The 26326-nt window shown below is 41.8% G+C and carries 15 protein-coding genes; 10 read left to right on the top strand and 5 right to left on the bottom strand.

Annotated elements, in window-relative coordinates; genetic code table 11:
• The first annotated feature begins 194 nt into the window (after positions 1–194).
• From ACJJJA_RS05845 to ACJJJA_RS05815, 7 genes are read left to right on the top strand one after another with little or no spacing between them, the layout of a single operon-like run.
• Entirely contained in the window at positions 195–2108 is a 1914-nt protein-coding gene (locus ACJJJA_RS05845) for a CoA transferase (RefSeq protein WP_444904002.1), read from the top strand.
• The gene (locus ACJJJA_RS05840; protein ID WP_444904001.1) at positions 2105–3784 is read left to right on the top strand and encodes a class I adenylate-forming enzyme family protein; all 1680 of its coding nucleotides are present in this window, start codon (positions 2105–2107) and stop codon (positions 3782–3784) included. The genes ACJJJA_RS05845 and ACJJJA_RS05840 overlap by 4 nt, the downstream gene beginning before the upstream one ends.
• A gap of 51 nt (positions 3785–3835) precedes the next feature.
• On the top strand, positions 3836–5029 hold the full coding sequence (locus tag ACJJJA_RS05835; RefSeq protein WP_444904000.1) for an MFS transporter: 1194 nt from the start codon (positions 3836–3838) through the stop codon (positions 5027–5029).
• Between the two features lies 1 nt (position 5030).
• Entirely contained in the window at positions 5031–6146 is a 1116-nt protein-coding gene (locus ACJJJA_RS05830; RefSeq protein WP_444903999.1) for a hypothetical protein, read from the top strand.
• A gap of 29 nt (positions 6147–6175) precedes the next feature.
• A complete protein-coding gene (locus tag ACJJJA_RS05825) occupies positions 6176–8593 on the top strand; it encodes a hypothetical protein (protein WP_444903998.1) in 2418 nt (805 codons plus the stop codon).
• A 16-nt stretch (positions 8594–8609) separates the two neighbouring features.
• Positions 8610–11114, top strand: coding sequence for a prodigiosin MAP biosynthesis aminotransferase PigE (gene pigE / locus ACJJJA_RS05820; protein ID WP_444903997.1), 2505 nt, complete (start codon positions 8610–8612; stop codon positions 11112–11114).
• Between the two features lie 57 nt (positions 11115–11171).
• Positions 11172–12338: an acyl-CoA dehydrogenase family protein gene (locus ACJJJA_RS05815; protein ID WP_444903996.1), complete on the top strand. Its 1167-nt coding sequence runs from the start codon at positions 11172–11174 to the stop codon at positions 12336–12338.
• Between the two features lie 56 nt (positions 12339–12394).
• Here the strand turns inward: ACJJJA_RS05815 and ACJJJA_RS05810 are convergent, their stop codons facing one another.
• From ACJJJA_RS05810 to ACJJJA_RS05800, 3 genes are all read right to left on the bottom strand, one after another.
• Positions 12395–13624, bottom strand: coding sequence for an MFS transporter (locus tag ACJJJA_RS05810; RefSeq protein WP_444905227.1), 1230 nt, complete (start codon positions 13622–13624; stop codon positions 12395–12397).
• Complete coding sequence (locus ACJJJA_RS05805) at positions 13611–14612, bottom strand: helix-turn-helix domain-containing protein (protein ID WP_444903995.1); 1002 nt, start codon at positions 14610–14612, stop codon at positions 13611–13613. The genes ACJJJA_RS05810 and ACJJJA_RS05805 overlap by 14 nt, the downstream gene beginning before the upstream one ends.
• A gap of 1027 nt (positions 14613–15639) precedes the next feature.
• A complete protein-coding gene (locus tag ACJJJA_RS05800; protein WP_444903994.1) occupies positions 15640–16854 on the bottom strand; it encodes a hypothetical protein in 1215 nt (404 codons plus the stop codon).
• 436 nt (positions 16855–17290) lie between these two features.
• On the opposite strand from ACJJJA_RS05800, the gene ACJJJA_RS05795 reads away from it, so the two are divergent.
• From ACJJJA_RS05795 to ACJJJA_RS05785, 3 genes are all read left to right on the top strand, one after another.
• The gene (locus ACJJJA_RS05795) at positions 17291–17518 is read left to right on the top strand and encodes a hypothetical protein (protein WP_444903993.1); all 228 of its coding nucleotides are present in this window, start codon (positions 17291–17293) and stop codon (positions 17516–17518) included.
• A gap of 734 nt (positions 17519–18252) precedes the next feature.
• The gene (gcvP, locus tag ACJJJA_RS05790; RefSeq protein WP_444903992.1) at positions 18253–21144 is read left to right on the top strand and encodes an aminomethyl-transferring glycine dehydrogenase; all 2892 of its coding nucleotides are present in this window, start codon (positions 18253–18255) and stop codon (positions 21142–21144) included.
• A 316-nt stretch (positions 21145–21460) separates the two neighbouring features.
• Positions 21461–21703, top strand: coding sequence for a zinc-ribbon domain containing protein (locus ACJJJA_RS05785; RefSeq protein WP_444903991.1), 243 nt, complete (start codon positions 21461–21463; stop codon positions 21701–21703).
• A gap of 136 nt (positions 21704–21839) precedes the next feature.
• On the opposite strand, the gene ACJJJA_RS05780 is transcribed toward ACJJJA_RS05785, so the two are convergent.
• Both ACJJJA_RS05780 and ACJJJA_RS05775 read right to left on the bottom strand, forming a co-directional pair.
• Positions 21840–23159, bottom strand: a complete 1320-nt coding sequence (locus ACJJJA_RS05780; protein ID WP_444888170.1) for a glycosyl hydrolase family 18 protein — start codon at positions 23157–23159, stop codon at positions 21840–21842.
• Positions 23160–23271: 112 nt separating this feature from the next.
• A complete protein-coding gene (locus ACJJJA_RS05775; protein ID WP_444903990.1) occupies positions 23272–26136 on the bottom strand; it encodes a TonB-dependent receptor in 2865 nt (954 codons plus the stop codon).
• Between the last annotated feature and the right edge of the window lie 190 nt (positions 26137–26326).

Here is a 26326-nt window from a genome sequence, read left to right as displayed (position 1 = left end):
AATAAAAAACTGTAAAAAACCTTAACATCTGAAAAAGGTGGTCGGCATTATCGATTCACCTTTTTACATTATATAGTGATACCTAATCTAACCGGTAGAGAAATAACCAGAGTTAACTTGTTGCTCTTAAATGACGACCTAAATTAATTTACTTAACTGTGTTACTGGCAACAGATTTTGGTGGTATATAAATTATGGAAATGGATAAATTTCTTAGCGATTGTACAATTATTGGTAACTTTAAAGAAGTTCCGGTTCACCTACAGTCAACAATAAATACTTTTCAGTATCAGTGCCATGCGTTAGGAATTCAAGTAGAAAATGATTTAAGTTTAAATAGTGATGTAAATTTTCCATTCAAATTTATATCTTCAGATAGACGAACTCAGGAAAACCTTTTCTCTTTTTGGTCAGATGATCCCCTACGGCAAGGCTCAGAGTCTGTGATTCAAGCCGCAACTGGCTTGATGTCGGTTCATGGACGTTCCATTGGTGGAATAGATGCCTTGAATGCACCCTATCTATCTAGCGCATCAGCTGTTTTAACTCTTTTAGGCTGTATAGCCACCGCTATAGGCCATAGACGCGGATTAAATTCGAGAGGATTTCAAACCTCCATGGTATCTGCAGGGTTATTGTGTGTTGGGCAATACCTTGCTGGTGCAACTGTAAATGAATATGCGGAGAATATTCCTCCCGGAGTACACGATCATTCTCAACGACCACCTTTCTGCTCAGCAGATGGTGTGCTTTTTGAATTAGAAACTCTTTCTCCAGAACCTTGGCGTCGATTCTGGAGTGCTCTTGGGATCAGCCAGGAGGATATGAGCAAAGGTTGGCAGTCATTTCTGCAGCGGTATGCGAAAGCAACATCATATCTGCCAAGAACCCTCATATCAAAAATTTCTTCTTGTAAATTTAAAGATATTGAATTGTTAGCAAGTGAATCGGGGGTCGCAGTATGTCGTCAGAGAACACTTTTAGAAAGGTCCACTGATAGAGATATATCTATTTTATTGGAACGAGGCCCATGGCAACTTAGACCTGAAGTTATTAATAATGATATATACAAAGATTCTTCAAAAAATATTTTAAATCAAGATACTTCAAATAACTTTATTACTGACCAAAGTAAACCTTTGAGTGGACTTACTGTTATCGAATCCTGCCGACGGATTCAAGGGCCTATAGCTGGCCATTTACTAGCCTTATTGGGAGCTAGGGTAGTACGAATTGAGCCACCTGGTGGTGACCCATTACGAGGAATGCCTCCTCTTGCTGGAGATTGTTCAGCGCGATTTGACGCACTAAACCATCTTAAAGAGGTTCGGGAAATCGATATTAAAACACCTGCGGGTCGCGCTGAAGTTCTTTCATTAGTATCTACTGCGGATGTCTTTATTCATAACTGGGCTCCAGGAAAAGCCAAGCAACTACAACTCGACCACGAACATTTGAAAAAGGTAAATCCTGATATTGTTTATAACTATGCCGGTGGATGGGGAATTCTAGATAACGATGTGCACTATCCTGGTACTGATTTCACCGTACAGGCTTATTCTGGACTAGCTAGTGAGCTTTCACATAATAATAAGAATAATGGAGGTACCCTATATACAGCCCTCGATGTTCTTGGTGGGATAATTTCAGCTCAAGGAACCACCTTAGGTCTATTCCGTAAATTTTTTAATAACCAGGGATGTCGTGTAGATACCTCATTACTAGGAAGCGCGACACTTTTAACCCAACCAATTATTAAATCTATTAGGGAAAAACATCAAAAGCCTGAATTTCAGAAAGGAAGGCTATTCAAGACCTTAGATGGATATATCATCCTAGAGTTCTCCTCATCTAATGAACTAATTCCTTTGCTAGATGAAATAAATTTGACGGTCAGAGATTTAGAGCAATCGAACATAGATGAAAAATTAGAGAAAATTCTTGAAGACAAAAATGCTCAAGAGTGGTTATTTATTTTCGAGAAACATAACATCCCATGTAGTCAAGTAATAGAGTCACTCGAAGAGCTACCCAAGCAGCCTCGCTTTAAAGAAAACTTTCAAACCTCAAATTATTCTCGTGTAACCACGCCATGGAGATTCAAATGAACAATACAGGTGTGATTGATATAGTGCCCATTTCGGTGCGACAGGATTGGACTTCTAAAGGATATTATCCCGAGCAAACTGTTTATGAAAAATTTTGCGAAAACGCTATAAAACAACCAAATAAACCCGCAGTACTTGAGAAAGATACAATAACAACTTACAGCCAATTATCTGAATCCGCAGCCCGGCTTGCTAATAGTTTTTTAAAATTGGGGATTGTCAGTGGGGACGTTGTTGTTTATCAGCTGGTCAACTCCTGGCGATCATGTGCTATTGATCTTGCATGTGCTGCAATCGGTGCTGTTGTCTGCCCGATTCCACTTGGGCGAGGCAGCCTTGATATTAAATCTGTTATCAAGCGTACTAATGCCAGAGCATTGATTACTGAAAGATCTTATGCAGATATTGATTACTGTGAAATAATTCAATCGATTCGTCCAAATGCATTATCATTGAGAACATTTATCGTCCAAGGTGATAAACCAGCATCCAGTGAAACTAACTGGAATGATCTTGATGAATTATTTATAAATGATCCGCTTAAAACACCGATCAAAGTATGCCCTAATAGCCCCGTAAGGTTTCTTATTTCTTCAGGTACTGAATCAGAACCCAAATTAGTTGCTTATTCACACAATGCTATATTGGGTGGAAGAGGACGGTTTTTAGAAAGAATTACTAAGCCCAATAGAGACTTTCGTGCATTATACCTTATGCCTTTGGGTACTGCATTTGGCTCTAGTGCGACATTTGGCGTGCTTTCCTGGATGGGAGGTTCATTAGTACTTCTTCCAAAGTTTGATATAACTACTGCTATAGAGGCTATACAGCAACATAAACCAAGTCATATTTTTGGTGTTCCCACCATGTTTCAGCGTATGGCGGCGGCTGCAGAACTACAAAAAACTGACTTATCGTGTCTTACGGCCATTGTCAGTGGTGGCGCCATTATTGATCAAGCGACAATTTATCGCTGTGTTAGTGCTTTTGACTGTAGAATTATTAGCCTTTATGGATCAGCCGATGGTATTAATTGTCATAATACATTGGAAGATTCTTTAGATTCTATTTGTAGATCCGTTGGACGTCCAAATCCTAGTATTTGTGAAATTCGAATTGTAGATGATCAAAAGCAACCTTTGGCTCAAGGGGAGATCGGAGAAATAGCTGGGCGAGGGCCAATGACGCCGATGCAATATGTAAATGCCCCAGATCTAGACCAACGTTACAGGGATCATGAAGGCTGGGTTTATACTGGTGATCTGGGTTGTATTGATGATAATGGATATCTTATTCTTCTCGGGAGAAAAAAAGATATCATTATTCGGGGCGGAATGAATATTAGCCCTGTTCAAATTGAAAAAATTGCAACCTCTCATCCTGAGATTATAAGTGCAGCTTGTATTCCTGTACCAGACGAAGATCTTGGCCAAAGAGTTTGTATCTGTATCACTCTACGCGAAGGTTCAGATCTTCTCTCACTTAATGAAATTAATGATTACCTTAGGGATCAAGGCCTGGAAGTAAATAAACTACCAGAGTATCTGCAATTTTACCGGCAACTACCGATGACCCCTGCCGGAAAAATTAATAAAAAAATGCTTGTGGAAAATATCTCTTCATTGGGAAAGAGCAGAGAACAATCAAGGAATAGTGAATACGATACTGTAACATAATTTTGCTACCATTTTGGATACCCCATCTCCCTAAAAAGGATTAAATCGATCATGAGTGCCCCTCCAACTCATATAGATCCGTTCGATAAAATAAAAATTGGACTGGTTCTTTTACTTGCAATGGCATTACCAATGTTCATTCTTTATGCAACTGGTGTGCTGAGCCCATATTTAACTAAAGCACTACAAGTACAAGAGAGTGACCTGAGCTATATTGTGATGGTTTCTTTTGGGTTAGCATCAATTTTATCCCTATTTGCGGGAAATGCTGTCGACTATTTTGGTCTTAGGGCATCATATGTTCTTCACTTCATAACAATTGCAATATCTTTTTTTATAATTAGTATCTCGGATAGCTTATGGACAATCATTGGCGCAATTTCTATAGTTGGTCTTTCTCAAGCCTTAGCCAATCCCTTAACTAATAAGTTAATTGCACTAAGAATCCCAGACTCTAGCAAGGCCATGATGGTCGGTATGAAGCAATCTGGAGTGCAGTTATCAGCATTACTTGCCGGTTTCACTCTGCCTTTTATAGCAAATAATTGGGGTTGGAGAGTATCCTTCTTGGCTGTAGTACCTATAGCAATAGTAATGGCAATACTAAGTTGGAAAGTATCTCCAAATAAGCCTCTAGTAAGGAAATCCTCTCAACAATACATTCCAAATAGAAAGCTTGCGCTATTAATGTTAACCCAAGGAGGAATTGGAGCAGTTCTTTCTGCATACATCACTTATATACCAAGCTTTGCAATCAGTTTATCCCTAAGCCCAGAGCAAGCAGGGCTTCTCATTACATTGTTTGGTATTACAGGAATGTCCTCTCGAATTATAATGACACCTATAGCCTCATCATTTGATAATCAAGCAATGTTTATCGTAGGGATGATTGGATTCGCTATTCTAGCCATATTTATCACAATGAAATCAAATATTGAGGCCTCTTGGCCAATTTATATTGGAGTCATTGGAATTGGATTAAGTATTGTGGCAACTAATGCAATAGCTATGGGGATGGTTGTAAAGGATTCAAGATTTGGCCCTATTGCCTATGCATCTGGAATGATATCTGCTGCTTTTTTTGCTGGTATAGCCGTCGGATCATCTATTTTTGGAATGATCATTTCATTCTTTGAATCTTTTACAAGTGGATGGATATTTACTATTTTAATCCTGTTGATAAGTGGGGGTTCTTGCCTGATTCTTGCAAACCAACATTCTCTCACTCAACAAGAAGCTGTTTAAAATGAATAATTCATTGTTGGTAGAGAATAAAGAGTCATCTTTTTCAGACTCTTCTACAAGTGTAAATTACACTGCCATATATGCCATAACCAATACTTTAGAGAGAATTTCTTATTCTTGTGATGATAATTTCCCAATATTTACATCCCCCCAGGATAATCAGTGGAAATTTTCTTCAGGAGGTTCTTGGATGGGCGGATTTTGGTGTGGCAGCTGGTGGTTAAAGGCAAAAGTCAGTGGAAAGGATATTGATAGAAATTACGCGTCTTCTATTTTAGAACGTCTCACACCAAAACTATATTCAGACACAATATTCCGCAGCATGATTTATTGGTATGCATTAGCGCCTGGCATTCGTTTATTTAACGATACTAAGTCTATTTTATTTGCGGAAAAAGCAGCAAAAACCATCTTTCAAAGTTTCAATTCGAAGTGGGATTGCTATCCTATGGGAACCGCTTTGGGGGCAGGAGAAAAAGGAAAAAACACACTAAATATTGATGGCCTTGCTGCTCTTATCCAACTGTTACAGTATGGTGACTCTGAAACCCGTTCTACTGCAAAATCACACACCGATTCAATTATTAAGTTTATGCTCGACCCAAGTGGTAATTTTTCTGCAAATGCTACACTTGGAAGCAATAAAATAAAAATAAGCAATTCTTCCAAGGGTTGGGCTCGAGGCCATAGTTGGGGACTTTTGGGCTTGGCTACTGCTTCCCGTCTTTGGGGCGGAGATTATCATACATTGGCTGAATCATTGTGCGTTGAATGGCTTAATGAATATTCTGATAAATTCCCTAAGAACATTAAAAATGGAAATCGAAATCACCTGGACCCCTCTGCATCACTGATCGCGGCATTATCCATGTATAAACTTTCCGCATGTCCAAACAATATGATTGATTGGCGAGCAGAAGCCAACTCTATTATTAGAAATATAATTGAGTCTGACTACTTCAATATAAACGACCAGTCCCATGAGGCATATTTTAACGGTTGCTTTTTTCGTATTAACTCTAGCGAAGAAAGTTTAGGTGAAACAATATGGGGATATTTTTTTCTTCTGCAGGCTCTGCTTATATCAGAAAAAATTATTGACCCAAACGATATTTAACAAAATGAATTAGAGGCTCAACTTTAGAGATGAATCACAACATAGGGATATGCATTATTTCTGAGAATCCTGCTCTTATTGAAGAGCTGGATTATATTTTTTCTCTTATCCATGTCATTCAAAATCCTGAGGATGATTGCTCATTTACGATAGAGCCATTTTCTCTACCGCCGAAAAATAATAGAGACATATTGAATGCCACTATAAAACAAGCTCAACACTATCTAACGAATGCTGGCAAACGTCATGAATTCTCATTTACTCCATATATATTTAGAGATTTAAATGAAGCAATTAAGGTGTTGCCTGGAGAAAATACTGTTTTTGACATATTTATTGTTGACACTGAATATTTACCTGAATACTCCAAAGAGGCCAACATTAGCTTACCCGAAAGCCCTTTTGATTTATTAATATCATCTTGTAAAGTACGTACACTTACTCCATTTTCTAAAGTTATGTACGTGCCAGAAGAGAGTCTAAATAGTATTTTATCATATGTTGATGGCAGTACTCAGATTCAAGTTCTACAAGACGATCCGGATTTAGTTAGGGCGAAATTGCTAAAACTAATGATTGATCACATGGAGCACGGTTATCTCAATAAGTTATTATCAAGAACTGCAGCAACCACTAAATCACCAATTGGACTCGCCCAGGCAATATTTAGTCACATGCAAGAATTCTGGCCGAAGCAATGGGATTTCCACTATTATACGGGCTCTATGGTAGCCAACTTAATTCGCTCAATACAGGCATTATGTACGGGTGTCCAGGATGATTCATCGCCCAGATGTTTAACTGGTAATAATGAGCATTGTTTAGCTGCTGGCGCATTAGCAGGATGGCAACTATTCGAGCGTTCATACGTTATTACAGTCACTTCTGGTATGATTGATGAATTTCGTGGTACTTTATCCAACCTTCAAAGAGCAAAAGCCCCAGGTTTAATTATATGTGCTGATAGTCCAGCTGATTCTTGGTTTGCTTTTCAGGGAACAATTGACGTTGATACTGATGGGCGTGAGGTCATAGCTGCCAGAAGGATACCCCACGTATACCTACATGATCGGGAAACCTTATCAGAACAGCTGAATAAGGCTTTTCAAGTCATGCATGAAAATCCTGGTCCCGTTTTCATTTTTGCCACTCCAAATATACTCGAGTCTAGGGAGAATACATTTAGCCCATCTGAATTCATATCAAAAGTATCCGAACCTGATGATATACATCAGAATGATCTCGATACTGTTATGAACCTAATTAACAATTCTGATATCAGATTACTCTGGAACTGTGGTCCGCTTTCTAAGTATGAGCTTGAGTTGGTAACCCAGATTGCGCAAGATGCAGGTATAGCTCTAACCGATTCATTAACTCATCCAGGTACGGTTCAAGCTTATAGAAATGGAAAACTAAATAAAAACTATCTTGGAACCTTCGGCGTCTATGCTTTCAGTCGACGGGTTTATCACTACCTACATGACAATGGAAAACTACGAGGGCCGGATACTCTTAGTCAATTTTTTTTAAAACATAAAATTGATCAGGCTGCGACCCCATTTTCAGAGGGTAAACTGAAGCGTAATATCCATATCGTCCAAGTTAATAAAAATAAACGTCATCTCTCTCCTTACAGCAATATTGCCCTTAATATGCCTCTTGTAAAACTCTTGGAGTATATAAAGGCGCACTTAGACGTACAGGATCACATCAAAGCAAATCGCTTAGCATACTTGACAGAGGCTACAAATCTTGACGAATGTGTACCCGGGGATTATATGGCCAGCCTTCCAATGTCAGCCAATTATTTCATGTTGAAATTAGGTCAACAGGTTAGGAGATTAATTGAGAACAATGCATTTGAATTCATTGGTGTTTATGATGTAGGGCGCTGTGGGTTATCTGCAATACGTAATATACCAAGGACCTGTCGTAGTTTTTCTGGCTGGTACGGAAGAGCACTAATGGGAGATGCGCTTTCTGCCCTACCCTACATTGCTAGAACTTCTGATAAAAATGTATTGGCATTTATTGGCGATGGTGCACGAGCACTGGTCCCCAATATTGAGAGTCAACTTGTCCATGCTTTATCTCAAAACCCAAATGGGACAAAAATTAATATTACACTTTTGTATCTATGCAATGGTGTTTTATCAATGATTCAAACATATTTGGACAAAAGAACACCATCCGGCTGTGGTCGACAGGTAGTGGTGCCTTTACCACTTCAGGAGAACCATACCGAGCATAAGAGAGAGCCTGTTACTTCCCGCAATATCACTGTTAATCGAACAAGGGTTAGTAGCTATCAGGAGCAGCAAATAGGAGATCTTTTGAATCAAAAGGGAAGAATAAATATTGCTGAGGTGCTTCTATCCCACAATTCTGATGGAGATGGTCTAAGCCTAATCTCTGAAGCCTCCTGGAATCGAATTACAGCTTGAATTTGGACTTAAAAGAATGAAATTTGGATTTATCGCTCACCCAACATCAGTTGCCCTGAAGCGTCATGTTAAACTTATTGATTTGGTCAACCGAAATATTGATGAGCAAAGTAATGGTTATCATGAGGACTACTGGAAAAAGCAAAACCTTGTGCCATTTACTACTTTTGATTCCGTTATCAGTAAGGCAGGGTCACAATGTAGTGGAATTATCCACTATATGCCTCTAACCGCAGAGGAAATGCTTTCGGAACATCGAAATGTAACAAAACGTGTTATTGAGGGAATCAATGACTTACAAAGCCGAGGAGCAGAACTAGTTGGGTTAGGTGGATTCACTGGCATCGTTGGAAATCGGGGCCTGCAGACAGCAGAGAAATGCTCAATTCCAATCACCACAGGTAACTCTCTAACAGCTTATGCTGCTCAAAGAAACATTCTACAAGCTATGGAGCGGCTCGAACTATCACCTCAAGGTATAGAAGTTGCCATTATAGGCTATCCAGGCTCTATTTCTCTCGCTATTGCTCAACTACTTATCGATAAAGGTTGTCACCTAACATTAGTGCATCGAGGTAAGAGCGATCCTGATAAATATCTGAACTACCTGCCTAGCCAGATGCATTCATCTGTAACGCTCACTAATAATATTGAAGATTGTTACGGTAGAATTAAATTCTATATTGCCGCAACTTCTACAGGCAGTGTAATAGATCCAGCCAGACTTCTTTCTGGCTCAATAGTGGTTGACGCAGCCTTACCTAAGGATGTAATGCCCACACTACAGCCGAGAGAAGATATTCTGATTATAGATGGTGGCCTGATTTCTGCAGGTCCTGAAGTCAGCTTCGGGGAAGCCACTAAAAATTTTGCTCCAAAGAAGTTCATGAATGGTTGCTTAGCAGAAACTATAGTTTTAACTTTAGAGCAATGCAGAGAAGACTATTCATTAGGTAGAATACTGCCGCCAGAGCGTGTATTAAACATTGGTCAATTAGCGGAAAAACATGGTTTTACCACTGTACCAATGGCCACCGACGGAGAGTGGATTACCGATTCCCATTTTTATGGGCTTCTTCGCCATCATCGTGATATTCAGGTCTCTCTTGATACTTCAAAACACCTACAGCGCACTCAAACCATTAGTAGATTTCGACATCACATTAATCCTGTGATGGCAGATTTTTACCAATTTAATCATATTGAACGTGTTTTTCATCACGGAAGTGGATGTCAACTCACTGATATGGATGGAACAATTTACTTAGATTTTGTTGCCGGTTATGGGTGCCTTAATACTGGCCATAATCACCCTAAAGTAACAAAAGCTATCACAGATTATTTATCATCGGAGAATCCTACTTTTGTTCAGTATGTCTCCATGCCATATCATGCTTCTCTACTTGCAGAGAGGCTGGCTGAGCTTGCTCCTGGAGATTTATCAAGAGTCTTCCTCAGTAACTCAGGTACAGAGGCTGTGGAAGCTGCTATTAAAATGGCTCTTGCCGCAACTTCAACGGGTCGTTTGATATATTGTGATAATGGCTATCACGGAAAAACCCTTGGGGCATTATCTATCACTGGCCGCACTAAACACAGATCAGAATTCGAACCTCTATTACCTGAATGCCATGAAATACCTTTCGGTTCCTTGACCGCATTAGAGGAGGAATTACAGAAAGGTGACGTGAGGGCATTTATCCTTGAGCCTATACAGGGTGAAGGCGGTGTTCTATTACCACCTAAAGGATATTTAAAAGAAGTCAGGCGCTTATGTACTAAATATAATATCATAATGATTCTCGATGAAGTGCAAACGGGACTAGGTCGAACCGGTAAACTATTTTGTTGTGAGTGGGAGAATGTGGTACCTGACATTTTAATATTATCCAAGTCACTTTCCGGTGGCACTATTCCAATTGGTGCTACGATATCAAATCCTCGTTTATGGGATAGCGCTTACGGTAGTATGGATCGCTGTATTTTGCATACATCAACTTTTGGAGGCGGAAACCTAGCTGCTGCTACGGCTCTTGCGACTTTAAATGTTATTGTAGAAGAAAATTTAGCGGCTAATGCTATAGCTATGGGAGAAAAACTTAAAAGCTCATTAGAAGAAATTGCCAGTCAATACCCCTTCATTAAGTCTGTAAGGGGAAAGGGACTTATGCTTGCAATTGAATTTTCTCAGTCTTTCAAAGGCAGTATTAATGCTACTGCTCAGGAACTTGCTCATCGCTTACCCTGGAATTCTCGTGAAACTTACAAAATGCTGTCAGATAATGCCAAGCATCATATGCTTGCTGCCATTGATGCAATTGAGTCCAATTTGGAAGATATGTTTTCCCTAAGATTCGTTACAAAGCTTTCTCAAGAACATAATATTTTAACTTTTCTTACTGCCAACAATAGTCGCGTGATGCGCATTCAACCTCCATTGGTTTTGAATTCCCAAGAAGCATTGAGATTTATTTCTGCTTTCGATTCAGTATGCCGAGACATGTCTACTTTTATGGACTAACCATCATACGTGTTAAGCAATTAATTTTTAATGGAAGCCAGCAGCTAAAGGATAAACATGTCATTATTAACAAAACAACAAGAAAAGCTTGTTCAGAGAGCACGTGATTTTGTACAAATAGAACTCCTTCCTCTTGAAAAGGAGGTTGAAAAATCTGGTGGAATAAGTTCAGAATCTTCTAATGAAATCATAAGAAAATCTCGACAAGAAGGTCTTTTTGCGGCCAATATTGATCGCCGATTTGGAGGGGGGGGACTCACCACATTAGATAACGTTCTCTTGCAAGAACAGTTCGGAGCCACCAAGGAAATTCTTGCACGTCGAGCGGCCGGAAATATCTATGAGTGTATTAAGGAAGGTACAGCCGAACAAATTGAGCGTTTTTTAATTCCTAGTATCAGAGGCGATCGGCACTCAGCATTAGCTGTCTCTGAGCCTGAGGCAGGTTCTGATGCGGCATCTATTACTACTAGGGCCGTACGCTGTGATGCCGGCTGGATACTTAATGGAAGGAAATATTTCATTAGTGATGCGGATTTCTGTGACTACTTTATAGTTGCAGCTGTAACTCAACCAGATCTTGGTCCACGTGGAATCTCTTTATTTTTGGTTGATAGGAGTCAACAGGGGTTTTCCTATGGAAAAAGTTTTAATATGCTCGGATTTAAGGGTACAACGCATCGTGAGCTAATTTTCAACAATCTTATTCTGGGAAAAGATGCGCTGCTAGGAGAGGAGAATGACGGCTTTAGAATCCTGGGCGATACATTAGGAAAAGCAAGATTAAGTAAAGTCGGAGCCAGGGCAATTGGAAAGTGCCATCGTCTGTTGTATTTGATGAAGAAACACGCCCAAGATCGTCAACAATTTAGTAAAGCCCTCATTGATTTTGGCCAAATAAAACAAATGATTGTTGATAGTAATATTGAAATTGCAGCTGCAAGAGCACTTCTTTTACAAACTGCTAAGGAAATTGATACTGGCTTAGATTCTCGGGCTGCCATTTCCCAAGTAAAGATACTCGCAACCGAAACTTTGGGGCGTGTTGCGGATAGGGCTGTCCAAGTCTTTGGCGCCTCGGGCTGTCACGATGAAGAGGTGATTGAGAGTTTCTATCGCGATGCTAGACTGTATCGTATTATAGATGGAACATCAGAAATCCATATGAATATCATAGCGAAGGGTCTAAAAAGATCAGTTGGGCCTTGTTTCGTAGCCAGCTAAATTCCCTTGAAAGCCAGAACTACTATTTCAGTCAGTTTCTGGCTACACCAGAGAAATTAGATTGATTGATTTCCTTTTGGAAGGATTAACTTATGATTTTTAACTCTCCAAAAACTAACAGCGACCATTAGCCCACCTAATAATATAGTAAACATAAAAGGTGAGAGAGGGGAAAACTGGTGAAGAAATGCTCCCATCAATGGGCCCAGGGCCAATCCTAAGCCTTTACTGACGCCATTGATTCCAGCTATTTTCCCCTGTGTATTCTCATCACCACTGAGACTTAATAACGCGAGATTTCCGGGAAAAAGTAAACCCATACCACCTCCCAGAATTGCCATACCTAAAAATAACCACAGGTAAGAATCTGCAGAAGCAGATATAACTAAGGCTACAACTTGAATGATACAACCACCTATTAATAACTTCTCAGGGGACCATGAAAGTAATTTCATTAACACACCCTGAGTTATAACCATAACTGTCATACTGGTCATCATTACTGCACCAGTTCTTTTAAGTGCCTCTCCCGAGGAATAACCAAATTCATCTTGTAACCTCAAACCAATAACTTGCTGTAATGTTCCATAAATTAGCAGACCACAAAATGTTATGAACAACATTGGTAGCAGATTCTTATAAGATAATCTAAATTTTGTATTAAACGACGAACTTCCAATTTCCTTTGATTCTTGTAGATTATTGCAGCCTAACCACCACAATATTAATAGACTTAATCCAACGATCGAGAAGCCTATTGCAATGGAATGCTTACCAATAAGCATTGCTATGAAACCACCAACAACAGTACCAACTCCGAATGCAGCACCCATTTTACCCATTCCTCTTGCGCGGTAGTCACGAGAGGTGAGATCAGCAATAAATGCCTGAGCTGCCGGCATAATGCCTCCAACCCCGATTGCCTGGCATAACCTTAAGCAAAGTATAATTAAAAAGACAGACGCCACAGTTATATCAAAAGTTAGCTTTATATATATGGTACTTGCGGTCAATATCAAAAATAAACCCGTGACCAATATACCAATAGATATAATTTTTTTTCTTCCATAAATTTCACTTTTAACCCCCCAAAATGGAGCCGAAATCATCATAGCGAGAGAGGAGACCGTTAATATAAAACCGGTTTGAATATCTGTAAGCCCCAAATTTCTACCAAGTAAAGGAAATGTTATAACAAATAGACTGTGTGCTACTCCATTGGCAACCAGGATAAGAAGTAATAAATTAATGTTTTGTGCTTTCTTAAAAGACTTAACTGATTCCATACTCACAGTACACTTCCTGTAGTTTTTCATTATTCCTAAATTCAATAGGAGTGCAGCTATATCTCTGTTTAAAGGTCTGTGCAAAATGGCTTGCACTGCTAAATCCACATAAGAAAGCAATATCTGTAATGCTTCTTTGCTTATCTTTTAACAGTGATCGTGCTCTCGCCAACCGATAATCTCTTAGCCAACCAAATACTGTCTTGCCAAAAGTCTTTTTGAAGGTTCTATTTAATCGACTATGGCTCATCCCTACTATTCTTGACATTTCCTCCAGCGAAGGGACATTAGCTAAATCAGCCGTCATCAAGTTTATTATCTTGTCCATTTCGGATGATTTTTTTGCGACGGGAGTATCATCAGGTGCAAGTTCAGCGAGAGGTCTCAACCATCGAGCCAATACATCGAGCGTTTTTGCCTCAGCACTCAAACAATCTAAAGCCGTATTAAAAGGGTTTCCCATTAAGTCTGAAATCCAGGATTCATTTGCTTCTTGATAACCCAGCCTCATAAGCCAAGGTGTTCCATTATCGGAAAAAATTCTAGATTTATTAGGAAAGGCAAAACCGACACGTTTTGTTGCATATTTGATTACAACCATTTCATTCTTTTGCTTAGAAGGTGTATATCGAAAAAGCTTACTGCCTCCGGTATTCACCAACCAAACATCACCAGGTCTAATCAAATAATTTATATCATTTTTGGAAAACCCAATGGAACTAACTCCTTCAAATCCAAATATCAGTAGTGTTGTATTTTTTTGATAGCGAATACACGAAAGATAGTGGTCATTAAACGTACAGCTACTTCCAGTCAAAGTAATATCGTCGCATATTCTACACGTCGTGAACTCTGTATTGCCAATTTCAGGTGGCAGAGAAGTTTGGCTCCACTTGCCCTGGGCCCTACCTGTCTCTTGTAAGTAATTATCAGAGACAATAAATGGTACGCAACCATCAATTACAGACTTTTTCCCACACAACTCCATTTGATCTAATCCATCTATCCATCAAATTTTTCACATGAGAATACATTAGATTGCCTTCATTTCAAGGAAATTAAACTAACGACCTTTCATTTTCTACAGGTAAGAAACTAAATAGGATGTTATTTATCTAAAGTGTTATTTTGTGACTTATCTATCTTGATTATTTGTTGAGTAAAGTTATATAAGATCTGAAGAGATGTTAAATTATCATCTGCTTAACTGCCTGGGGCAGAAAATATCAAAAGTTTCAAAATTTCACTCTACTTTATGCCATTGATACTTTTGAAACATTCTTCCATCCATACTAGAAACTATTCTTCTACTTGAACTTTCTCGTCAGATACTATCTAAACTGTGGCCCACCAAGCCATCTTTAGGAGATTCAAGAACTATCGATTTCCCACACGAAAAGTAAGTGTTTTTATATGCAATGTCGCATCAGCATGAGGAGGAGAGGAAAACTATTTCTATACTGAGGTTGCTGTTATGGTACTTCTTACTTGAATATCGTCAGCAGTCAGCATCTTTCCATTCTTATTTTCCCATATCTAGATTACAGTTTTCCTATGCCAAACCGCTAGAAAGCCCTTTCATCTATTCAGGGTAATTATTTGTCAGACTTCTTGAGAGGTGTTTCGTTCATGTAATTAATCATACTACCTGCTCTTCTCAAGACTGAAGCCTACTTAAGAAAGAACTCACAACTTATCCTTTAAATCTGTCGGATAATCGAAATTTCTTAGACATCACTTCTACTTTTCAGCAGAATCATTGGATATTTTATGGTTGCATAAATGTTCGTCATTTAATTTCATCTGGCAACTTTAAACACTGGTAGTTCTACCTATTTTGGATGAGAAAAAAATTTAGTTTATGCTATACAAAATTTTTAACCAACAGGCTAATGTAGGCTAGGTGGTTAGCTTGCCCTTTCATATAAGTCATATTCCTGACAAGCTAAATACCACAATTCAAAATATTTTAATATCTAAGATACACTGTCAATATCTAAATCTCACCCCTGAAATTAAAAGTTCATAGTAATCATCAACCAAAATTTATTTGTATCAGATAAATAATCTTTTGCGTTATAGGTTGCATATTTCATCATACCAGACAAATGCTTACTGAATTTGCGATTATATCTGACACTCCATTCACTACCATAAAACGCGTTTCCCTGATTGGCTTCAAAGTTATGATAACTAATGCCCAAATTCCCACCGATCAGTTTTAAGTTGGCAGTAACATACAAATCTTCAACGCCTTTTGCTGGTGTTTTTCTGAATTTATCTGTAAATCCTTGAAATTTATGGGTAGTTGCAAGTGGTGTACTGAAACCAATACCGTTGTTTGCTCCCAGTATCTCGTAACCTATTTTCCCCTTCATTTTTCCTAAGGTGCCTGTAATCTCAGCTAGATAATAATTTGCTGAGTAATCATTAAGGTTTTTATTAATATTTTTCTGGTGTGCGAAACTCAAACGGGTTTCAAAGGCACCAAAATTTCCCAGATAATCCATACCGTAAGTACGACTAGAATCATTTATGGCATTATCGAAGTCTAGATTATATAAAAATACAGATAGTTGATGTTTTGTTAAAACAGGGTAGCTAGCTCGAAATAAGTGGATATCCCCTTTGAAATCTGAAAAGTTGCTATCTTCTCCATAAACACGATTGATGTTGTAGATATAGCTGTGATCTAACTGTAATTGACCCGGATTACCATATTGATAGCGTATACCATCGTATGTTCTTTCGTTCTGACGCCAGCTTGCTTTACCCTCCATGCCTCCAACAAAGCGTGGGTTATTTAAGTTAATACGCTGATTACCTACCGTAACTTTCAATTGTTCTAAATTATATCTCAAGTACACCTGATTAATCTCTGTACCTTTGGGGTCAGCCACAACCGGGTATTCAGTCTTGCCATTAACCGTAGAGTTATACTTATCTACACCAATCTCACTCACATTGTCCAACTCAAGGAAGAAGTTCGCCCCCTGAAAGCTACCACTTCTCCAGTTAATACGTGTTCTTAAAGTAGAGGCTACAGCATCTTCATACAAATTATCTTGTTCGACATACTCTGTACGGTATCGAAGGTTCAGTCCAACCTCACCCGACTTTAGAACTTCAGTTATTCTTTTGGTATTACCACCGTTAGCCTCTACTCTTTGAGTATTGCAAACACTTAGGATGAGTATTGTTACCACCATGTATAAATTATTATTTTTCACTCGCTAATCCTTTGCACATTTTAATAAGCTCCGCTACCGGATAGTATCAAAACTCAAACATCCTACTTATCTAACTACGGTAGCTTGCTAATAGTTAGATACCAACCTTATCGGATCCCGAATCATGAACCGATAAGATAAGTATTTGGCTAAGATTAACCTTAAATAAGTCTCATGTCATTTTTCCAGATTCAGCATCATAAAAATACGGCTTCATAAATTACTAGCACCGATAATTACTAACCTCCCAACCATTCTCTTGCACCATTTTCAGGTTAAAAAGACAGTCTAAATGATTATCTCCACCAACTTTATGAAGAGTTAAAGCCTGAAGTGGGATTGTAAAAAAGTCGATCCCGTAATAAACCTGCTTCACAAAAGGAAATCTATGATATAACTAGATGCACCACCCCTTAGAATATATAGTAATTATGAAATGGCGATTGAAGTGAGGATTACTTTGAAAGAGATAGAGATTACACAAAAAGACAACCTTCATTTAACGCTACATCTTTCAGGTAAAGATAAATTAAATACCTCTTCTTACCGTATAAAGCCATTAAATAGTAAAGCTATGCTATCAAATGAAAACTCAAAGAATTTGGCGTTGATGAACGTCAGATATCTAACGCGTATATATTCAAAAATTTCTTTTTGTGCTTAGAAATTATTCTTGAAGTTAAAAGTTTAGCCATCCAGTAACGTCGGTCTTGGAAAAGGATTATTTTGATTGAAGCACAAAATTTGATTGGAACAGCTCAGAATATTTCTTCTATTTAATAATATTGCTAGATTTAAGTAACAGCTGTAATAGTACACTTTTACAGATTACTAACTTTTATATCATTCATTTAAAATTTAGCCAGGCACCTTAGATGAAAGCTAAATGAATGAGCTTGGAGACAAAATTAGGTTATACCCATCTAAGGAGATCTCTAGTTTCCAGCCGTTACTGAATATACATATACTCGATGCCCTAGTAGAAGGCTACTCGCTACCGTAGGGTCTGGGACTATATGTTCACTCATACCCTTTGTTCGCACTTAAAACCATAACTTCTTCGGCTCACCCAGAACAAAATACCTCAATATCCCACATTACAGGATTTAACCCACTTTTTGCGCCAAAATTTAGCAGTTTCCCCGCCCAAAACCCGCAGATTGCCCCTACTCGCGCCGATTGCTAAGATGCGCGCCTGCCGCTATGGCCCGGCTTCCCCTCTGGTTCCGTATTGCAACACTGGGGCTGCCATCAAACCGATTCTCCCAAGCGTTACCCTCGCCTATCCGCTACGCGGAGGCCCGAGGCTTTCCACAGGAAAAGCGGTACCGAGGCCAGGTGCTATTTTTAACCGCGAGCGCACCGCGACGACTCCCTGCGACTACAGGAACGAAGTTTATGACCCAACCATCGCTGCAGCAGTTGGAACAACACGACGCCTTTATCCATCGCCATATTGGCCCCGATGCCAAACAGGTAGAGGCCATGCTGGAAACCCTCGGAGTTGCCAGCCTCGAAGAGCTGATCGAGAAAACCGTGCCCGAAGCCATTCGCAAGACCGATGAGCTGGATCTGGCTGACGCGATCAATGAAGTTGAGGCCCTCGCAGAGCTGAAAGATATCGCGGCGCGCAACAAGATCTACCGCACCTTTATTGGTATGGGTTACCACGACACCATTACCCCCAATGTGATCCTGCGCAACGTGCTGGAGAATCCGGGTTGGTACACCGCCTATACCCCTTACCAACCAGAAATTGCCCAGGGTCGCCTGGAAGGCCTGCTGAACTTCCAGCAGATGATTATGGACCTCACCGGTATGGAATTGGCCAACGCCTCCATGCTGGATGAAGGTACCGCAGCAGCTGAAGCCATGGCCATGTGTAAGCGCCAGGTCAAACGCAACAAATCCAACGTCTACTTTGTAGACCAGGACTGCCACCCGCAGACCATCGCCGTAGTTAAAACCCGCGCCGAACACTTCGGCTTCGAGGTCGTTGTAGGCGATGTGGAAAAAGATATTCCCGCCGAACTGTTCGGTGCCCTGCTGCAGTACCCCGGCAGCACCGGTCGCGTACGCGACCTGACCGACATCATCACCAAGGTGCACGAAGCCAACGCCCTGGTAACCGTGGCCGCAGATCTGATGAGCCTGGTAGCCCTGCGAGCACCGGGTGATATGGGCGCAGACGTAGTTGTTGGCTGTAACCAACGCTTCGGCATCCCCATGGGCTACGGTGGTCCCCACGCCGGTTTCTTCGCCTTCCGCGAAGCTTACAAGCGCTCCGCACCGGGTCGTATTATCGGCGTTTCCGTCGATAGCAAAGGCAAGCGTGCCCTGCGCATGGCCATGCAAACCCGCGAACAGCATATTCGCCGCGAGAAAGCCAACTCCAACATCTGTACTTCCCAGGTGCTGTTGGCGGTAATGAGCGCTTTCTATGCGATTTACCACGGCCCCGAAGGCCTGAAAACCATCGCTGCCCGGATCCAGCGCTTAGCAGATATTCTCGCTTCCGCCCTGCAGCAGGAAGGCTTCAATCTGGCCCACGACAGCTGGTTCGATACCCTGAATATCACCGTTGGCGCCAAGCAGGAAGAGATTTACCAGCGCGCCCTGGCCGCTGAGATCAACCTGCGTAAAATTGGTGAAGACGCCCTGGGTGTGAGCCTGAGTGAGACCGCCACCCTGCAGGATGTGTCCGACCTGATCAATGCCTTTATCGGCACCGAACACAGCATCGATCTGCATACTCTGGACAGCGAAATTGCCAGCAAGGGCTCTCTGGGTGTACCCGCCGCCCTAGCGCGCGATACTGAATTCCTAACTCACCCGGTGTTCAACACTTACCATTCCGAGACCGAGATGCTGCGCTATCTCAAGTCTCTGGAAGCCAAGGATATCGCCCTGAATCACTCTATGATTCCCCTGGGCTCCTGCACCATGAAGCTGAACGCCACTGCGGAGATGATCCCGGTCACTTGGCCCGAGTTCGGCAAGCTGCACCCCTTCGCACCAGTAGATCAAGCGGAAGGCTACGCGGAAATGTTCCGCCAGCTACAGCAAATGCTGTCCGCCTGTACCGGTTACGATGCGGTGAGCCTGCAGCCCAACGCCGGTTCCCAAGGTGAATACGCAGGCCTGGTTGCTATCAAGAAGTACTTCGAAGCGAAGGGCGAAACCCAGCGCGACATCTGCCTGATTCCCGCCTCTGCCCACGGTACCAACCCGGCATCCGCCATGATGGTGAGCATGAAAGTGGTTGTGGTTGCCTGTGATGATAAAGGCAATGTGGATATCGAAGACCTGAAAGCCAAAATCGAAGAGCACGGCGACCGCGTTGCCGCACTGATGGTCACCTACCCGTCCACCCACGGGGTGTTCGAGGAAGGTATCCGCGAAGTTTGCGATCTGGTTCACCAGGCTGGCGGCCAGGTTTATATCGACGGTGCCAACATGAACGCCTTGATCGGCGTCGCAGCTCCGGGCCAGTTTGGTGGTGACGTATCCCACCTGAACCTGCACAAAACCTTCTGTATTCCTCACGGTGGCGGCGGCCCCGGTATGGGTCCGATCGCTGTTGGCGAACACCTGAAGCCCTACCTGGCGGCCCACCCGGTGACTGAAGTACCGGAAACCAATCTGGATAACGGCACCATCTCCGCTGCTCCCTGGGGCTCCGCCAGCATCCTGCCGATCAGTTGGATGTATATCCGTATGATGGGTAAGCAGGGTATGAAGCAGGCTACCGAGATGGCGATCCTGAACGCCAATTACGTAGCCAAGAAACTGGGTGAACACTACTCCCTGCTCTACACCGGCACCAATGGCTTTGTTGCCCACGAGTGCCTGGTTGACCTGCGCCCACTCAAGGAAGCCAGCGGTATCACTGAAGAGGATATCGCCAAGCGTCTGATGGACTTTGGCTTCCACTCCCCCACTATGTCCTTCCCGGTAGCCGGCACCCTGATGATCGAGCCTACCGAAAGCGAATCCAAGGGCGAGCTGGATCGCTTTATCGAAGCAATGGCAACAATTCGCCAGGAAGTGGAAGATGTCACCAGCGGTAAATATTCTTCTGAGGACAACCCGCTGCACAACGCCCCCCACACCCTTGAGGACGTGATGAGCGAAGAGTGGACCCACAGCTACTCCCGCGATATCGCTGCGCGCCCGGCGGCGTGGTTAAAAGAGCACAAGGTGTGGCCGGCTGCTAACCGTATCGACAACGTATACGGTGACCGCAACCTGATCTGCTCCTGCCCTCCGATCGAGAGCTACGCCGAGTAAAATCCGACACTCTCACAGGAAGGTTTAAAAGCGGGCTTAATGCCCGCTTTTTTCGTTTTTATTGGGCCTAATTAAGCTTCGCACCACCTAAAAAGCACCCCTTTTCTCTCTCAATCAGTGGTAAGGAACACCCAATGAAAAGCGGTAACCAGAGAAGAACCGAAATTAAGCAAGCTCGAAGAAAACGAGAATAGAGAAGTTAATTAAGGGCTAGACCCTTGGTCAATTCAGTGGCCCCATTCCCGGCTGGGCTATTGCGGTAGATAGGGCAGCAATTGTTCACCACTCTTACTATATTGACATTCCTCTCTACTACTTGGATCGAGAATTTCAATGTAAAGATTGTGGCTCAGATGAAGTATGGACAGCAAAGCAACAAAAATGGTGGTATGAAATCACCAACGGAGACTTTGAGACCTCTGCGATTCGCTGCCGGCCCTGTAGGAAAAAGAGAAACCAAGCGAAGGCAGAACAGAAAGCTCATATGGAAGCGATGGCAAAGAAAAAGCCACACCCCAATGAGGCCTTCTTTAAAAAGAGCTTTATTAAAAAAGAGTAGAAGTGTATCCGCCAAGAGTCAGAAACAACTCCTTAGGAGCTGAGTATAAGGGTTGTATTTCGGAGTGTTTACTACCCACTCCGAAATAGATTTACTAAAGAGAATTAACTAAATCACAACTATCAATATTTTTGAACTACTTAAGGCAACTAGGAACCGCTGAAGTACCTGGCCAAACTGTAGAAAGATAGCTGCTAGAATCTTTAGTCACATTAAATATCATTGTGCCGCCACCAAGGTTATTATTTTCGTTACAGGAGGCCAAAGCACTTGCGGTAGATGCACCATTCATCACAGTGGAAGCTCCAACACCCAGCTTAGACTTATCAACACCCAGATTGATATACTTCTGGATTCTTGATGTACAACTTGAGCCCAACCAATAGCTCATCTCCCAGCCATAAGTTAGTTGATCGCCCAGTTTCTTGCCATTCCATTCAGCCTGAAAAGCATCGGTATCACTCCAGAGTGCTTTGGAAATGATTTTATTCGGCATTTTCTCTCGCAATGCACTAGTCACTTTTACCAGGGAGTCAGAATAGGTTTGGCTGCACTGTGAGTACTCATCATCAATATCAATACCATCCAGACCATATTGATCCACTGCATCTTTCAACTGCTGAGCAAAGTCATCAGCGGATTGCTCATCGGCAAAACAAGACCAACCTGCATTTTGGTGATTTCCGAGAACACTGAGTACCACTTTCGTACCCTTGTCTTGCAAGTCTTGTACTGTACTCAAATTGTTATTGAGCAGGTCTGACACTTGGTCATTAAAATGCAAGACCGCTTTCTGACCATCATAATTAATATTTGCCGCAAAGATCACAGCTATATCGAACAACTGACTGCCATCGCTCTCTGTAAAACAGCCCGCATTTCCCAAGTTATTACTGTTAACCTCTACGTAGGCAACTTTGGGAGCAGATCCACTTTCCTGAGGAGTATCTGATTTACACAGTGTTGAGCCCAGCTCACGGATTTCATTCTTGCGTGAACCACATCCATAGCCACTGCCATCCATGGAGGCATTACCGGCAAGGTTTGCAATTTCCCAGTCTCCCAGAACAGAGCACAGCTCATCTTTATAAATTTGTGCCTCAAGATAGGTAACCGGGTCTGCATCGGACGAACAACTGCTGCCACTAACAACATGTGGTACTGAAGGTTCAGACTTACATAGTGTCTTGGAGATTTGGCGACTTTCATTATCCGTCAATTGGCAATTGTCACCCAGGTGCTCTATTGAAGCCCCTCCTGATAGACCGACAAGATCACCACTATTGAGAAGACCACAAAATTCATCAGGATAATTAAGCGCTTCAGAATAGCTTACTTTGGTAGCATCAGAGGGACATACGCCTGAACTGACCACTTCAATATCTGCGTAGGCACCAGCCTGAAATAAAAAGGTGGCACAAGCAGCTTGCATTGCTCTAAGTGTTGGTTGTTTCATATCTATGCTCATTTTTTATTATGTAGTTATGTGAATTTTACAATCTAACATCTAAAGTCAAAAAATGGTGTAGTGCATTTGCTCTACACCCAATACTACGATCAACGAGGTGTTAGAATTTATAGTTTGCACCAATATAAAATCGGCGCCCAGAGTAGTTGTTGTATGTCATCCGATTTTCCTGTTTCCAATATCCCTCCGCCACTTCTTCAGTTAAATTGATAATAGAGGCAGAGATATTAAAGTTATCAGTGAAGGTATAGGTTGCATTCAGATCCAACTGTCCGTAGTCCTTATCGTATACCGCATACCCACGATGTAAACTTGTAACCCTGTCATCCACCCAATTATAGGAGGCACGAACACCGAAATTTTCATTCTCATAAAATGCAGATAAATTATATTGGTGTCTCGCGGTACCAGGTATCTCAGCTTCGATTGACTCATTAGCAAGAATGATGGTGGAAGTGCCGGTATCCGTAAATGTATAGTTGGCCATAAGACCGAAGCCGCTTTCGAAAGCATGCTGGGCAAACAACTCCACCCCTCTAGAAGTTGCGTTTCCTCCCCCTATCTGCCCCTTCATTTCCACTTCAATAGGGCCATTACAACAATCGTGCTCACGCTCAACAATTTCAGTTACTTGGATTGGCAGATTGTCAATATCTTTGTCAAATAAAGTTACACCCAATGCAGAACCATCGGCGTAATACCACTCTAGGCCCAGATCGAACTGCTTGGAGATCATGGCCTCCAGATCCGTATTCGCAAAGAAGCCACTTCCTCGCCCCGTCCACTCATCCGGAGAAACAATATGAACTGGTGGACCATAAGTTTCAGCCTGCCCCAAATAAGCGTAACTCACCCTTGACATGGCTTTAGAGGCTGTAAATCGTATTACCAGATCATCAGTTAGATCCCAGGCAACATTCAAACTTGGCAAAAATTCTTTTGTGGTATTACTGCGGGAGTTAGCAATAACTTCATCCGATTCCATTCCAGTAATATCATCATACGTTTCTGTAGATAATTTTGTGCTGACATAGCGAACCCCCAAGTTTCCGCGGAAGTCTCGCCATATAAAATCAGCTTGGGCATAGGTTGAGAATATTTCTTCATCAATTGTATAAGTGCCAGATAGTACTGGCATAACAGTGAGGTTGAAGTTTCCACGCACATAGTCCATCAAGGCATCGGTATCAAATGCCAGATAATCAATTGCACCTGTATTACCAGCACTATTATCAACTACCTTATCGCTAATTAAAGTTGAAGTATCTGGGTGGTAATCAGGATTGTGGAACCATTGATCGCCAGATAACCAACCTCGGTAACCGCCATTATCATCAGTCTCGTCATCCCAGCGATAGATATCTCTATAGGATCTAGCCTCATGATCCCTATACTTTGTGCCCACATAAAACTTATTAACAATTCCCCAGTTAGTATCAAATGCCAAATCTAGCTGATAGTAACTCTCTTCATCGCTATTTTCCGTAGCATCTGAGCCAAACCAGTCATAGTAGGGATAAGCTTCAGTATCTTTTGTGAGATCTGTGGAAACTTCATAGCTCGGCTTACCATCTGCAATTGACCAAAGCCAGCTATCCACGGAACCATAACGAGCATCCATATTAGCGTATGTGAGTTCAGAAGTTCCCCCCTCTGCTTCTGTATGCCCAACATTTATAGCCGCGGTATAAAAGCCCCCTTCATAGATAACTTCAAAATCATAAGTATTAGATTCCGATTCACCCTTGCGGGTATAGCCTGTCAGCTGGGGAGACATCAAACCACGGTATACGTCTACACCGCCATTTACATCTCCATCGCCCCAGTTATTTTCATTAAGGTCACCATTGTCGTTAAAACCATAGGTGACGACTGTATCTCCATCCACTTCAATGCCATAGTATGCATCGTCATGATCATTCCATTCCGCAAATGTCAGGCTTTGAGTATTAGTGTCATAGCCAAGCTTGGAACCGAAATAAGCAAAACCAAACTCCAGGCGTTCAGTGGGTCGCCACTGTGCGGCAAGCTGGTATCCATCACGGGTTCGGTCTTCCTTAGAGTTGTGAATACTGACCTGCGTGGGCGCCCACACATTGTTGAAAACTTCTTCTGTGGTCTGGTCAACAAGAGCTGACAAATCTGCATTTTCATCAGTATCTGAGTGCAAACGCCAGCCACTTGCATAATTGGTAACTCCGGTTACGCCACGGTCCTGGCTGGTGTACCCCACTAAAATACCAAAAGTTTCGCTCTCATTTTTCCAGGAGTAGAAAGCATTATATTGTGGGTCCCACTCTTCGGTAGTATCTGAATAAGTCGTCTCTGTGGTGATTACACCTTGTCCAGCATCAAGATCAAGAGGTTTGTGGCTATGTAGGATAACGGTACCACCGACACCACCTTCATCAATTCTTGCCTCGGGGCTTTTATAAACCTCTGCCCTACTGATCATACTGGAGGGAAGTAATAAGTAGTTAAAATTTCTGGAGGGAGCTCCACTACCGGAAGTAGCAATGTAATTTCCATTTAACTGGGTGAGAGTCCACTCTGAGCTAGTTCCCCGAATACTAACCGTGCTACCTTCACCACCACTGCGATCGATAGTGACACCTGGCACACGCTGGAGAGAATCAGCTACATTTTTATCGGGGAACTTACCAATATCTTCTGCAGTAATAGCATCTACTACTGCAAGGGAATCCCTTTTGATTTCAAGGTTTTTGGTAGCACTCTCAAGAATTCCAATGACTTGAACCTCTTCAATTCTCTCATCAGAGTCCGAAGTATCTTCCGCGATTGCCATGCTGCTAACGACCAGCGAGATAGCAGTAACCATAGACTTCTGCCTGAAACCTCTGCTCCAGGTATTAACCCTTTTTCGGCTATTCTTCTTCATTATTTTCATAGCATCCCAACTTTCTATTTTTTCTCTCACCGGTTCAAAAAATGCCAGCCCCTTCAAAGGGCTGGCGTAAAACTGTCAGGGGACCCTAAACCCCAAAAAGACAGTTCATTTGTTGAGCACTAAAACCCTAAAAAAAAACCTTGATGGAGAGGTAATCAATACTGGGATACTAATGAAACAAAATCGGCGTTTTAGATTTTTAAGAAAAAACAAGCAGTCGCAGAAAGCCAAAAATGAATCGACTAAC

It is taken from the genome of Microbulbifer mixtoriginis (SeqCode) (assembly GCF_052466865.1).
This window is presented reverse-complemented; position numbering and strand designations above follow the sequence as displayed.

Bases quoted from the DNA above. Each gene is read 5' to 3' on its own strand.
- ACJJJA_RS05835 (WP_444904000.1), top strand. From the start codon at position 3,836: ATGAGTGCCCCTCCAACTCATATAGATCCGTTCGATAAAATAAAAATT.
- ACJJJA_RS05780 (WP_444888170.1), bottom strand. From the start codon at position 23,159: ATGAAACAACCAACACTTAGAGCAATGCAAGCTGCTTGTGCCACCTTT.
- pigE (WP_444903997.1), top strand. From the start codon at position 8,610: ATGAAATTTGGATTTATCGCTCACCCAACATCAGTTGCCCTGAAGCGT.
- ACJJJA_RS05830 (WP_444903999.1), top strand. From the start codon at position 5,031: ATGAATAATTCATTGTTGGTAGAGAATAAAGAGTCATCTTTTTCAGAC.
- ACJJJA_RS05795 (WP_444903993.1), top strand. From the start codon at position 17,291: ATGGCGATTGAAGTGAGGATTACTTTGAAAGAGATAGAGATTACACAA.
- ACJJJA_RS05825 (WP_444903998.1), top strand. From the start codon at position 6,176: ATGAATCACAACATAGGGATATGCATTATTTCTGAGAATCCTGCTCTT.
- ACJJJA_RS05845 (WP_444904002.1), top strand. From the start codon at position 195: ATGGAAATGGATAAATTTCTTAGCGATTGTACAATTATTGGTAACTTT.
- ACJJJA_RS05840 (WP_444904001.1), top strand. From the start codon at position 2,105: ATGAACAATACAGGTGTGATTGATATAGTGCCCATTTCGGTGCGACAG.
- gcvP (WP_444903992.1), top strand. From the start codon at position 18,253: ATGACCCAACCATCGCTGCAGCAGTTGGAACAACACGACGCCTTTATC.
- ACJJJA_RS05815 (WP_444903996.1), top strand. From the start codon at position 11,172: ATGTCATTATTAACAAAACAACAAGAAAAGCTTGTTCAGAGAGCACGT.
- ACJJJA_RS05805 (WP_444903995.1), bottom strand. From the start codon at position 14,612: ATGGAGTTGTGTGGGAAAAAGTCTGTAATTGATGGTTGCGTACCATTT.
- ACJJJA_RS05810 (WP_444905227.1), bottom strand. From the start codon at position 13,624: ATGGAATCAGTTAAGTCTTTTAAGAAAGCACAAAACATTAATTTATTA.